The organism is Salmonella sp. K21076, assembly GCF_039650795.1.
In the GTDB taxonomy this organism is placed as follows: Bacteria; Pseudomonadota; Gammaproteobacteria; order Enterobacterales; family Enterobacteriaceae; genus Salmonella; species Salmonella enterica.
On record NZ_JBCLYA010000044.1, the window covers coordinates 64,039 to 76,609 of the forward strand.

9 protein-coding genes and 1 pseudogene are annotated in these 12,571 nt (G+C 51.3%); 8 read left to right on the plus strand and 2 right to left on the minus strand.

Annotated elements, in window-relative coordinates; all coding sequences use genetic code 11:
• Positions 1-28: 28 nt before the first annotated feature.
• A pseudogene (locus tag AAYN39_RS11995) lies at positions 29-616 on the minus strand (fimbrial protein).
• Between the two features lie 608 nt (positions 617-1,224).
• Here AAYN39_RS11995 and mazG point away from each other — a divergent pair.
• The 5 genes from mazG (at position 1,225) to AAYN39_RS12020 (ending at position 7,359) form a co-directional block, all read left to right on the plus strand.
• Complete coding sequence (gene mazG, locus AAYN39_RS12000) at positions 1,225-2,025, plus strand: nucleoside triphosphate pyrophosphohydrolase (protein WP_000210450.1); 801 nt, start codon at positions 1,225-1,227, stop codon at positions 2,023-2,025.
• Between the two features lie 227 nt (positions 2,026-2,252).
• Positions 2,253-3,890 carry a CTP synthase (glutamine hydrolyzing) gene (pyrG, locus tag AAYN39_RS12005; protein WP_000210863.1) on the plus strand — a complete coding sequence of 546 codons (1,638 nt, stop codon included), beginning with the start codon at positions 2,253-2,255 and terminating at the stop codon, positions 3,888-3,890.
• A gap of 82 nt (positions 3,891-3,972) precedes the next feature.
• On the plus strand, positions 3,973-5,271 hold the full coding sequence (gene eno / locus AAYN39_RS12010; RefSeq protein ID WP_000036734.1) for a phosphopyruvate hydratase: 1,299 nt from the start codon (positions 3,973-3,975) through the stop codon (positions 5,269-5,271).
• A gap of 135 nt (positions 5,272-5,406) precedes the next feature.
• Positions 5,407-6,078: a 7-carboxy-7-deazaguanine synthase QueE gene (gene queE / locus AAYN39_RS12015; protein ID WP_001199961.1), complete on the plus strand. Its 672-nt coding sequence runs from the start codon at positions 5,407-5,409 to the stop codon at positions 6,076-6,078.
• A gap of 483 nt (positions 6,079-6,561) precedes the next feature.
• The gene (locus AAYN39_RS12020) at positions 6,562-7,359 is read left to right on the plus strand and encodes an MBL fold metallo-hydrolase (RefSeq protein WP_001208015.1); all 798 of its coding nucleotides are present in this window, start codon (positions 6,562-6,564) and stop codon (positions 7,357-7,359) included.
• A gap of 89 nt (positions 7,360-7,448) precedes the next feature.
• Here the strand turns inward: AAYN39_RS12020 and queD are convergent, their stop codons facing one another.
• Positions 7,449-7,811 (minus strand): 6-carboxytetrahydropterin synthase QueD, encoded by a 363-nt coding sequence (gene queD, locus AAYN39_RS12025; RefSeq protein ID WP_000108313.1) that lies wholly within the window; start codon positions 7,809-7,811, stop codon positions 7,449-7,451.
• 435 nt (positions 7,812-8,246) lie between these two features.
• On the opposite strand from queD, the gene cysJ reads away from it, so the two are divergent.
• The 3 genes from cysJ (at position 8,247) to cysH (ending at position 12,568) form a co-directional block, all read left to right on the plus strand.
• Entirely contained in the window at positions 8,247-10,046 is a 1,800-nt protein-coding gene (gene cysJ / locus AAYN39_RS12030; RefSeq protein WP_000210901.1) for an NADPH-dependent assimilatory sulfite reductase flavoprotein subunit, read from the plus strand.
• Positions 10,046-11,758 carry an assimilatory sulfite reductase (NADPH) hemoprotein subunit gene (gene cysI, locus AAYN39_RS12035; RefSeq protein ID WP_001291998.1) on the plus strand — a complete coding sequence of 571 codons (1,713 nt, stop codon included), beginning with the start codon at positions 10,046-10,048 and terminating at the stop codon, positions 11,756-11,758. Before cysJ ends, cysI begins: the two co-directional genes overlap by 1 nt.
• Before the next feature lie 75 nt (positions 11,759-11,833).
• Positions 11,834-12,568, plus strand: coding sequence for a phosphoadenosine phosphosulfate reductase (cysH, locus tag AAYN39_RS12040; RefSeq protein ID WP_000080392.1), 735 nt, complete (start codon positions 11,834-11,836; stop codon positions 12,566-12,568).
• The last annotated feature ends 3 nt before the right edge of the window (positions 12,569-12,571 follow it).

Consider the following 12,571-nt stretch of genomic DNA (forward strand, 5'->3'; position numbering starts at 1 on the left):
ATTTATCGTCGTGACTCTGTTATCTGAATTACAGGTAAGAGATAGTGACGTTGGCGGCGCTGCTGAATTCACCTGTGCCTACGGTGCCGGTTGCTGCGCCAACCAGCCAGGCGGTGAAATTCAGGCTTTGCTTCTCATCAAGGATGGTATCTCTGTCCAGGTCCGCAATGGCCTGTGTATAGGTATCGCCCAGTTTGATATTGTTTTTGCCTGCATCGCCGATTGCCAGGCTTATGTTGCTAATAGCGCCAGTGCCGTCAGTCTTCATCAGCGCGAGATTATCCGTGGCGCCTGTAGCCGCTGTGGTTCCACTACCTGTAGTGAATACCACATTCATATTTTTCTCGGTAGCCTAGGTACAACCCTCAAGATCGATATGAAAGGTACGGGCATTGTTGATGGTCGTTTTACCATTACTCAGCGTGCCATTACCGATACTTGAGCCCATATTGACTGTTTGATCTTCCGTATCCAATGTGACAGAGCAGGGGGAATCAACAATATTACCAAGGAAAGTAACCTTTGCTGTGTTGCTACCCGCGGCTTGAGCGCCGGAGACAATTCCCATAACTAAAGATGCAGTTACTGCCAGTTTACAAAAATGAGATGACTTCATCGTGTTATCCTTAATTAACGTGTTTTATGGCAGCATTTTGTACGCGTATATCAAGGGATATGCGGCATAGAGCCATGCTGCGGGCTTTGGGTAAAAAATATGTAATAATAAAATATTATATTTCTACATTTTTATGAGTATATTCTTATGAACAGAATGGTCGTACAGGTTCATAGAATATTATATGTAATACTTTCAATATATTTATTTCATGTATGTTTCAGAAAAAACAAAAAAGCGGTCTTTTTTGAATATTAAACTGGCGTGCATGCTACTCGTTTTTCCGTAAAAGTGAAATAATTTATTTTTTTTTGAAAGGGAAGGCTCTTTTGGGTGGGGGGCTTATAGTGTTTGCATAATTTTTTTACTTAATTGATGTTATTTATAATGCCTAGTGCAAATATCTGTTTTTTTTTAATAAATTAGTTATATGATTATTATATTGTTGTGTATCGATTAATAATTTTAAAGTTATACGGGAAAGGTAGCATTCAACACCTGTTAACAATATATTTTATTATATAGGCGTTGTCGTAGTGTCTCTGTGCGTGAATGGTTAAGAATAATACGTTACAATTGTCGCTAGTATTTACAACCGATTAAAGACCATGACAACTAACCATCAAATTGACCGTCTTCTCACCCTCATGCAGCGCCTGCGCGACCCGGAAAACGGCTGCCCGTGGGATAAAGAGCAGACCTTCGCCAGCATCGCGCCTTATACACTGGAAGAAACCTATGAAGTACTGGATGCGATTGCGCGTGAGGATTTTGACGATTTGCGCGGCGAACTGGGCGACCTGTTGTTCCAGGTGGTGTTTTACGCGCAGATGGCGCAGGAAGAAGGCCGCTTCGATTTTAATGATATTTGCGCTGCCATCAGCGACAAGCTGGAGCGCCGCCATCCGCATGTTTTTGGCGAGCTTTCCGCGGATAATAGCGAAGAAGCATTAGTTCGCTGGGAGCAAATCAAAACGGAAGAGCGCGCGCAAAAAGCGCAGCATTCCGCGCTGGACGATATTCCGCGCAGCTTACCGGCCTTAATGCGCGCGCAAAAAATCCAGAAACGGTGTTCAAACGTGGGCTTCGACTGGACGACGCTGGGGCCGGTCGTCGATAAGGTCTATGAAGAGATCGATGAGGTGATGTTCGAGGCGCGGCAGGCGGTTGTTGATCAGGCTAAACTGGAAGAGGAAATGGGCGATTTGCTCTTTGCCACGGTCAACATGGCGCGTCATTTAGGTACGAAAGCGGAGATCGCTTTGCAAAAAGCGAACGATAAATTTGAACGTCGTTTTCGCGAAGTTGAACGTATTGTCGCAGCCAGAGGCCTGGAAATGACCGGGGTAGACCTGGAAACAATGGAAGAAGTTTGGCAGGAAGTAAAACGCCAGGAAATTGATCTCTAAAGGTTTTAGGCGGTCAAGAGCGATTTGTGTGATTTTTTAAATAACAAGCGCTTGATTTACGTCAAAAACATTTACCTCAAAGGGGCTATTTTCTCCCTCCCTGTGTGAATGTCAGCCTGGCGAAGAGGAGGAATAATGAAAGTTTGTGGCGTAGGTCATGTTCGGGTATACTGCTTTCCCGTCCTGGTTATTCCATCGTCTTTTAAACCTAACTTCTCAGGTTCCGCATGACAACGAACTATATTTTTGTGACCGGCGGGGTCGTATCCTCTCTGGGTAAAGGCATTGCCGCAGCCTCCCTCGCAGCCATTCTGGAAGCCCGTGGTCTCAACGTGACCATCATGAAACTGGATCCGTACATCAACGTCGATCCGGGTACTATGAGCCCAATCCAACACGGGGAAGTGTTCGTTACTGAAGACGGCGCTGAAACCGACCTGGACCTGGGGCACTACGAGCGTTTCATCCGCACCAAGATGTCTCGCCGCAACAACTTCACGACTGGCCGTATCTACTCCGACGTTCTGCGTAAAGAACGCCGTGGCGACTATCTGGGCGCAACCGTACAGGTCATCCCTCACATCACTAACGCGATTAAAGAGCGCGTGCTGGAAGGTGGCGAAGGCCACGATGTGGTGCTGGTGGAAATCGGCGGTACCGTCGGTGATATCGAATCGCTGCCGTTTCTTGAGGCGATTCGTCAATTGGCGGTAGATATCGGTCGTGAACACGCGCTGTTTATGCACCTGACGCTGGTACCTTACCTGGCGGCTGCGGGCGAAGTGAAAACTAAACCGACTCAGCACTCCGTGAAAGAGCTGCTGTCTATCGGTATTCAGCCCGATATTCTGATTTGTCGTTCCGACCGTGCGGTTCCTGCCAACGAGCGTGCAAAAATTGCATTGTTCTGTAATGTGCCGGAAAAAGCCGTTATTTCAATGAAAGATGTCGATTCCATTTATAAAATTCCAGGCCTGTTGAAATCTCAGGGGCTTGATGATTATATTTGTAAACGATTCAGCTTGAACTGTCCGGAAGCTAACCTGTCTGAATGGGAACAGGTCATTTACGAAGAAGCGAACCCGGCAGGCGAAGTGACTATCGGCATGGTCGGCAAATATATTGAACTGCCGGATGCCTATAAGTCGGTGATCGAAGCGCTGAAACACGGTGGTCTGAAAAACCGCGTTACCGTCAACATCAAATTGATCGATTCGCAAGATGTTGAAACGCGCGGCGTCGAAATTCTGAAAGATTTGGACGCTATCCTGATCCCCGGCGGCTTCGGCTATCGTGGCGTTGAAGGTAAAATCGCCACTGCGCGCTATGCGCGTGAAAACAATATTCCTTATCTGGGCATTTGCCTGGGGATGCAGGTTGCGTTGATTGAGTTCGCTCGTAACGTGGCCGGCATGGACAACGCCAACTCAACGGAATTTGTGCCAGACTGTAAGTACCCGGTTGTGGCGTTAATTACCGAGTGGCGCGATGAAGACGGTAACGTTGAAGTCCGTAGCGAGAAAAGCGATCTGGGCGGCACCATGCGCCTGGGCGCGCAGCAGTGCCAGCTTAGCGATGACAGCCTGGTACGTCAGTTGTACGGCGCGTCGACGATTGTTGAACGTCATCGCCATCGTTACGAAGTCAACAATATGTTGTTGAAACAAATTGAAGCAGCGGGTCTGCGTGTCGCAGGCCGTTCCGGTGATGATCAGTTAGTCGAGATCATTGAGGTACCGAATCATCCGTGGTTCGTGGCCTGTCAGTTCCATCCGGAATTTACTTCCACGCCGCGTGATGGACATCCGTTGTTCGCCGGCTTTGTTAAAGCCGCCAACGAGCATCAGAAACGTCAGGCGAAGTAAAAAAGTTAGAACGGCGGTGCACCCTCAGCGGTGCACCGTTTGTCTGAAGTTTTAGTTTAACTAGTGACTTGAGGAAAACCTAATGTCCAAAATCGTTAAAGTCATCGGTCGTGAAATCATCGACTCCCGTGGTAACCCGACTGTTGAAGCTGAAGTACACCTGGAAGGTGGTTTCGTAGGTATGGCGGCGGCTCCGTCAGGTGCTTCTACTGGTTCCCGCGAAGCGCTGGAACTGCGCGATGGCGACAAATCCCGTTTCCTGGGTAAAGGCGTAACCAAAGCTGTTGGCGCGGTTAACGGCCCGATCGCTCAGGCTATTCTTGGCAAAGACGCTAAAGACCAGGCTGGCATCGACAAAATCATGATCGACCTGGACGGTACTGAAAACAAATCTAACTTCGGTGCAAACGCCATTCTGGCTGTCTCTCTGGCTAACGCCAAAGCTGCTGCTGCCGCTAAAGGTATGCCGCTGTACGAGCACATTGCTGAACTGAACGGCACGCCGGGCAAATACTCCATGCCGGTTCCGATGATGAACATCATCAACGGCGGCGAGCACGCTGACAACAACGTCGACATCCAGGAATTCATGATCCAGCCGGTTGGCGCGAAAACGGTTAAAGAAGCCATCCGTATGGGTTCTGAAGTTTTCCATCACCTGGCAAAAGTGCTGAAAGGCAAAGGCATGAACACCGCTGTGGGTGACGAAGGCGGCTATGCGCCGAACCTGGGTTCCAACGCTGAAGCGCTGGCTGTTATCGCTGAAGCGGTTAAAGCGGCTGGTTACGAGCTGGGTAAAGACATCACCCTGGCGATGGACTGCGCAGCATCTGAATTCTACAAAGACGGTAAATACGTTCTGGCTGGCGAAGGCAACAAAGCATTCACCTCCGAAGAATTCACCCACTTCCTGGAAGAACTGACCAAACAGTACCCGATCGTTTCCATCGAAGATGGTCTGGACGAGTCTGACTGGGACGGTTTTGCATACCAGACCAAAGTACTGGGCGACAAAATCCAGCTGGTTGGTGACGACCTGTTCGTAACCAACACCAAAATCCTGAAAGAAGGCATCGAGAAAGGCATCGCTAACTCCATCCTGATCAAATTCAACCAGATCGGTTCTCTGACCGAAACTCTGGCTGCAATCAAGATGGCGAAAGACGCTGGCTACACTGCTGTCATCTCTCACCGTTCTGGTGAAACTGAAGACGCTACCATTGCTGACCTGGCTGTTGGTACCGCTGCAGGCCAGATCAAAACCGGTTCTATGAGCCGTTCTGACCGTGTTGCTAAATACAACCAGCTGATTCGTATCGAAGAAGCTCTGGGCGAAAAAGCACCGTACAACGGTCGTAAAGAGATCAAAGGCCAGGCGTAATCCTGCTTTTACCTCTTAACGTATAAACCCGCTTCGGCGGGTTTTTTTGTATCTGTTCAATAGCGCAGCCGCTGTGCATGACCGGGCAGACGAAATCTGCAATAATTAACGATTATCCCCTTAACAGAGAACGCTATGCAGTACCCGATTAACGAGATGTTCCAGACCCTACAAGGCGAGGGTTATTTTACCGGCGTCCCCGCTATTTTTATTCGTTTACAGGGATGTCCGGTCGGCTGTGCCTGGTGTGATACTAAGCATACCTGGGATAAACTGAGCGATCGGGAAGTGTCTCTGTTCAGCATTCTGGCAAAAACCAAAGAGAGCGACAAATGGGGTGCTGCGAGCAGTGAAGACTTGCTGGCAGTAATTAATCGTCAGGGCTATACCGCGCGTCACGTTGTCATCACCGGTGGCGAACCCTGTATTCACGACCTCATGCCGCTCACCGATCTGCTTGAAAAGAGTGGTTTTAGTTGCCAGATTGAAACCAGCGGGACGCACGAAGTGCGCTGTACGCCCAATACCTGGGTCACGGTTTCACCAAAAGTGAATATGCGCGGGGGATATGACGTGCTTTCCCAGGCGCTGGAGCGCGCCAATGAAATCAAGCATCCCGTTGGGCGAGTTCGTGATATTGAGGCGCTGGATGAACTGTTAGCCACGTTGAGCGATGATAAACCGCGCGTGATTGCTTTGCAGCCCATTAGCCAGAAAGAAGACGCGACGCGTCTGTGTATTGAAACGTGTATTGCGCGTAACTGGCGGCTGTCTATGCAAACGCATAAATATTTAAATATCGCCTGAGGCATTATTAATCTTACGGACGGCCTGCCGTTGCCGTCTGTGACTCATCCATTACCTTGCATTGTTTATTTTCTCTATGTGAATTTCGATGAGTGTATAAAAGCGCTGATAAATTTTTCCATAGCGATGCACGGATCACGTTATTTTGGTAAATTTAAAGAAAAAATCATTCTATGAACTTTTTTGCATCAAAATCAGCAAATTAGCTGTTCTTTAATAATTTAAATTGTTGCTATTATGTTGGTAGAATGTGGTGCTAATAAAAAGTAGTTTATAAACAATGATATACGTTTAGTGTGTTCCCCGCGCCAGCGGGGATAAACCGTGCGCCAACGACTGGAATTTTTGCGTGTAGCAGTATTCCCCACGTCAACAAGGATAGCCGTTGCATAATCATAATCTGTGTACCAGTAATGGCTGCTACAAACCTGTAAAGTAAAAAGGCCGCGTTTTCCCGGGGAGGCTTTTATACAGGAGAAGGCCATGGCGTTAAGGATCAGGGTATTGCTCGAAAATCATAAGGGAGCTGGAACGGATAAATCGTTGAAGGCCCGGCCAGGATTAAGCCTGTTGGTCGAGGATGAGTCTACGTCGATCTTGTTCGATACCGGCCCTGATGGCAGTTTTATGCAAAACGCGTCGGCGATGGGGATCGACCTGTCCGATGTGTCTGCTGTGGTGCTTTCGCATGGTCATTACGATCATTGCGGCGGCGTGCCGTGGCTTCCTGATAACAGTCGAATCATCTGCCATCCCAATATTGCGCGCGAACGTTATGCGGCAATAACTTTTCTCGGTATTACCCGGAAAATAAAAAAATTGTCGTGTGAGGTGGACTATTCACGCTACCGAATGATGTACACGTGTGGCCCCCTGCCGATTGGCGAAAACTTTATCTGGTCAGGGGAAATACCGGTGGTCGCGCCTGAAGCCTACGGCATTTTTGGCGGCCACGATGCGGAGCCGGACTCTATTTTGGATGAGGGCGTACTGATTTACCAATCGACAAAAGGATTAGTCATCATTATGGGATGCGGGCATCGGGGGATCGCAAATATTGTCCGGCACTGTCAGAACATTACCGGTATAAAGCGGATTTACGCGCTTATCGGCGGATTTCATCTCCGCTGCGCATCACCGTTCACGCTGTGGCGAGTCAGGCGCTTTCTGCAAGAACAAAAACCTGAAAAACTATGCGGTTGTCACTGTACCGGGGCCTGGGGGCGGTTGTGGCTACCGGAAATAACCGCACCTGCAACCGGTGATGTGCTGCGCTTTTAACACCGCGCGCTGGGCAATGTTTTCACTGATAAAACGTCGTGTGGATAGGCTGGAATCAATTTACCATCCAGCCCACGCGTTAATAAACCTTATTCGCCGCGATAGACGCAGCCGGCTGTACAGGTCTCTTTCACCATCACGGCGCTCAGTAGCGGCACGACGGGCTTAACCTGATCCCAAATCCATTTTGCCAGCACTTCGCTGGTGGGATTGGACAGTCCTGGAATATCATTCAGATAGTAGTGATCAAGACGATCGTAAGTAGGTTTAAACGCCGCTTTGAGATCCGCGAAATCCATAATCCAACCGGTATGCGGATCGACTTCACCGGTAATCTCGAGACGCACCATAAATGAGTGTCCGTGCAGGCGGCCGCACTTATGCCCTTCAGGCACGTGAGGCAGGCGGTGAGCGGCTTCAAAGGTGAAATCTTTATACAACGTGGTGGACATGATGAACTCTCAGGCAATAAAAAAACCGCTGTAGGGTACCGGAAAGCGCATTTTTTATCATTAACTAAAACCATTCTCCGCCTTGTAACGGGCAATTAATTTAAGAATTTCCAGAAAATTTAATAATTATCAATCAATTATGAAATCGATTTTGGCGTTAATAACGATAACTAAAACAGGTTAGTTCATTTGGTTATTTGTTATTTCCAACCCTTCTTTAATTGTTATTCCTCTCACCGTTACCCTTATCCTTAGTTTGGGATTTATCGCTTATACACTTCATCCTTCAAGCCGCATTTGTGTTGACTGCGTTTACTCGCCCCAGTCACGTATTTATGTACGCTCCTGGGGCGCGATCAGCTTACAGTCTGGGCTACAGCGAACTTGAATGATTTTGTGTATAGATCCGCTTTGCTTACTGGAACATAACGACGCATGACGACACCGGCTCCACTGACTGGGTTGCTTCCGCTTAATCCGGAGCAACTGGCGCGCCTTCAGGCCGCGACAACCGACCTTACTCCCGAACAGCTTGCCTGGGTCTCCGGCTTTTTTTGGGGCGTACTGAACCCGCGCTCAGGCGCTGTTGCCGTCACGCCTGCTCCTGATGGGAAGATGCCGGGAGTTACGCTTATCTCCGCTTCGCAAACCGGCAATGCGCGTCGTGTGGCGGAAGCGCTGCGTGATGATCTGCTGGCGGCCAACCTTAATGTGACTCTGGTGAACGCCGGCGACTACAAATTCAAACAGATTGCCAGTGAAAAACTGTTGGTGATAGTGACGTCCACCCAGGGAGAAGGCGAGCCGCCGGAAGAGGCTGTCGCGCTGCATAAGTTCCTGTTCTCGAAAAAAGCGCCGAAACTAGAAAACACCGCTTTTGCCGTGTTTAGCCTCGGCGACACCTCTTATGAATTTTTCTGCCAGTCCGGAAAAGATTTCGACAGCAAACTGGCGGAACTGGGCGGTGAGCGTCTGCTCGACCGTGTCGATGCTGACGTTGAATATCAGGCAGCTGCCAGCGAATGGCGCGCCTGCGTGGTTGATGTTCTGAAGTCCCGTGCACCTGTCGCGGTACCTTCGCAATCCGTCGCTACTGGCGCGGTAAACGACATCCACACCAGCCCCTATACCAAAGACGCGCCGCTGACCGCGACCCTCTCCGTGAATCAGAAAATCACCGGTCGCAACTCGGAAAAAGACGTTCGTCATATTGAGATTGATTTAGGCGACTCCGGTCTGCGTTACCAGCCGGGCGATGCGCTGGGCGTCTGGTATCAGAACGATCCGGCTCTGGTGAAGGAACTGGTTGAGTTGCTGTGGCTGAAAGGCGATGAGCCGGTGATGGTTGATGGTAAAACCCTGCCGCTCGCCGAAGCGCTGGAGTGGCACTTCGAGCTGACGGTGAATACCGCCAACATTGTTGAGAACTACGCGACCCTGACGCGCAGTGAGTCGCTGTTGCCATTAGTGGGTGACAAAGCGCAGCTCCAGCATTACGCCGCGACCACGCCGATCGTTGATATGGTGCGTTTCTCTCCGGCGCAGCTGGATGCTCAGGCGCTAATCGACCTGCTGCGCCCGCTGACGCCGCGTCTGTACTCCATCGCCTCCGCACAGGCTGAAGTGGAGAGTGAAGTGCATATCACCGTTGGCGTGGTTCGCTATGATATCGAAGGCCGCGCCCGCGCGGGTGGCGCTTCCAGCTTCCTCGCCGACCGCGTGGAAGAAGAGGGCGAAGTTCGCGTCTTTATTGAGCATAACGATAACTTCCGCCTGCCAGCGAACCCGCAAACGCCGGTGATCATGATTGGCCCCGGCACCGGCATCGCGCCGTTCCGCGCCTTTATGCAACAGCGTGCCGCCGATGGCGCGGAAGGCAAGAACTGGCTGTTCTTCGGCAACCCGCACTTTACCGAAGATTTCCTCTATCAGGTGGAGTGGCAGCGCTACGTGAAAGAGGGACTGTTAAGCCGTATCGATCTCGCCTGGTCCCGCGATCAAAAAGAAAAAATTTACGTACAAGACAAGCTGCGTGAACAGGGCGCGGAGCTGTGGCGCTGGATCAATGATGGCGCCCACATTTATGTCTGCGGCGACGCCAGGCGCATGGCCGCAGATGTCGAAAAAGCATTGCTGGAAGTGATCGCTGAATTCGGCGGTATGGACCTCGAATCGGCAGATGAATATTTAAGTGAGCTGCGCGTAGAGCGCCGTTATCAGCGAGATGTCTACTAATGAGCGAAAAATATCCAGGCCCACTGGTGGTCGAAGGTAAACTGTCCGATGCCGAGCGCATGAAGCTGGAAAGCAACTACCTGCGCGGTACCATTGCGGAAGATCTGAACGACGGTCTCACCGGCGGTTTTAAAGGCGACAACTTCCTGCTAATACGCTTTCATGGCATGTATCAGCAGGATGACCGCGATATTCGCGCCGAGCGTGCGGCGCAGAAGCTGGAGCCGCGCCACGCCATGCTGCTGCGCTGCCGCCTGCCGGGCGGGGTGATTACTACGACGCAATGGCAGGCGATCGATAAATTCGCGGCGGATAACACGATTTATGGCAGTATCCGTCTGACCAACCGTCAGACCTTCCAGTTCCACGGTATTCTGAAGAAGAACGTTAAGCCGGTGCACCAGATGCTGCATTCGGTGGGGCTGGACGCGCTGGCGACCGCCAACGATATGAACCGTAACGTGCTGTGTACCTCTAACCCGTATGAGTCCGAGCTGCACGCGGAAGCCTACGAATGGGCGAAGAAGATCTCCGAACATCTGCTGCCGCGCACTCGTGCGTATGCGGAGATCTGGCTCGATCAGGAGAAGGTGGCGACCACCGATGAAGAGCCGATCCTCGGACAGACCTATCTGCCGCGTAAGTTCAAAACCACGGTAGTGATCCCGCCGCAAAACGATATCGATCTGCACGCCAACGACATGAACTTCGTGGCGATTGCCGAGAACGGCAAGCTGGTCGGCTTTAACCTGCTGGTGGGCGGCGGTCTGTCTATTGAGCACGGTAATAAGAAAACCTACGCTCGTACCGCGAGCGAGTTTGGCTATCTGCCGCTGGAGCACACCCTGGCGGTGGCGGAAGCGGTGGTGACTACGCAGCGCGACTGGGGTAACCGTACCGACCGTAAAAACGCCAAAACCAAATACACCCTTGAGCGTGTGGGACTGGAGACGTTTAAAGCGGAAGTCGAGCGTCGCGCGGGGATCACATTTGAACCCATTCGTCCGTATGAATTTACCGGGCGTGGCGACAGGATTGGCTGGGTGAAAGGCATTGATGATAAATGGCACCTGACGCTGTTTATCGAAAACGGTCGTATCCTGGACTATCCGGGGCGTCCGCTGAAAACCGGCCTGCTGGAGATCGCGAAGATTCATCAGGGCGAGTTCCGTATTACCGCTAACCAGAACCTGATTATTGCCAGCGTGCCGGAAAGCCAGAAAGCGAAGATCGAGAAACTGGCGCGCGATCATGGGCTGATGAATGCGGTGAGCGCGCAGCGTGAAAACTCAATGGCCTGCGTGTCGTTCCCGACCTGCCCGCTGGCGATGGCGGAAGCCGAGCGTTTCCTACCGTCGTTTACTGACAAAGTGGAAGCGATTCTGGAAAAACACGGCATTCCTGATGAGCATATCGTGATGCGCGTGACCGGCTGCCCGAACGGCTGTGGTCGCGCGATGCTGGCGGAAATTGGCTTAGTAGGGAAAGCGCCTGGTCGTTATAACCTGCATCTTGGCGGCAACCGCATCGGGAGTCGTATTCCACGGATGTATCAAGAAAATATCACCGAGCCGGATATTCAGGCTTCGCTGGATGAACTGATTGGGCGCTGGGCGAAAGAGCGTGAAGCGGGTGAAGGCTTCGGCGACTTTACGGTGCGTGCGGGCATCATTCGCCCGGTGCTCGATCCCGCGCGTGATTTCTGGGAATAACCTGAATTGCCGGATGGCGTCTGTGTAGGCCTGATAAGCACAGCGCCATCAGGCAAGGCAAACAGTGAGGAACTTATGTCCCAACTCGATCTCAACGCATTGAATGAACTGCCAAAAGTCGATCGCGTACTGGCGTTGGCGGAAACCAACGCTCAACTGGAAACGCTGACTGCCGAAGAACGCGTGGCTTGGGCGCTGGAAAATCTGCCCGGCGAATACGTGCTCTCCTCAAGCTTTGGTATCCAGGCGGCGGTGAGCCTGCACCTGGTGAACCAGATTCGCCCGGATATCCCGGTGATCCTCACCGATACCGGCTATTTGTTCCCGGAAACCTATCAGTTTATTGATGAGCTAACGGACAAACTCAAACTCAACCTGAAAGTTTACCGCGCGGGCGAAAGTCCGGCCTGGCAGGAAGCGCGCTACGGCAAGCTGTGGGAGCAGGGCGTTGAGGGCATTGAGAAATACAATGAGATCAACAAAGTCGAGCCGATGAACCGGGCGCTCAAAGAGTTAAACGCGCAGACCTGGTTTGCGGGTCTGCGTCGCGAGCAGTCCGGTAGCCGCGCGCATTTACCCGTTCTCGCTATCCAGCGCGGCGTGTTTAAAGTGCTACCGATTATCGACTGGGATAACCGCACGGTTTACCAGTATCTGCAAAAGCACGGTCTGAAATACCATCCGCTGTGGGCTCAGGGCTATCTGTCGGTGGGCGATACGCACACCACCCGCAAATGGGAGCCGGGTATGGCGGAAGAAGAGACACGCTTCTTCGGACTGAAACGTGAGTGCGGGCTGCATGAAGGGTAATTG

What these genes read in the sequence shown, in the direction of transcription:
- mazG (WP_000210450.1), top strand. Translation starts at nt 1,225, where the DNA reads ATGACAACTAACCATCAAATTGACCGTCTTCTCACCCTCATGCAGCGC.
- pyrG (WP_000210863.1), top strand. Translation starts at nt 2,253, where the DNA reads ATGACAACGAACTATATTTTTGTGACCGGCGGGGTCGTATCCTCTCTG.
- eno (WP_000036734.1), top strand. Translation starts at nt 3,973, where the DNA reads ATGTCCAAAATCGTTAAAGTCATCGGTCGTGAAATCATCGACTCCCGT.
- queE (WP_001199961.1), top strand. Translation starts at nt 5,407, where the DNA reads ATGCAGTACCCGATTAACGAGATGTTCCAGACCCTACAAGGCGAGGGT.
- AAYN39_RS12020 (WP_001208015.1), top strand. Translation starts at nt 6,562, where the DNA reads ATGGCGTTAAGGATCAGGGTATTGCTCGAAAATCATAAGGGAGCTGGA.
- queD (WP_000108313.1), bottom strand. Translation starts at nt 7,811, where the DNA reads ATGTCCACCACGTTGTATAAAGATTTCACCTTTGAAGCCGCTCACCGC.
- cysJ (WP_000210901.1), top strand. Translation starts at nt 8,247, where the DNA reads ATGACGACACCGGCTCCACTGACTGGGTTGCTTCCGCTTAATCCGGAG.
- cysI (WP_001291998.1), top strand. Translation starts at nt 10,046, where the DNA reads ATGAGCGAAAAATATCCAGGCCCACTGGTGGTCGAAGGTAAACTGTCC.
- cysH (WP_000080392.1), top strand. Translation starts at nt 11,834, where the DNA reads ATGTCCCAACTCGATCTCAACGCATTGAATGAACTGCCAAAAGTCGAT.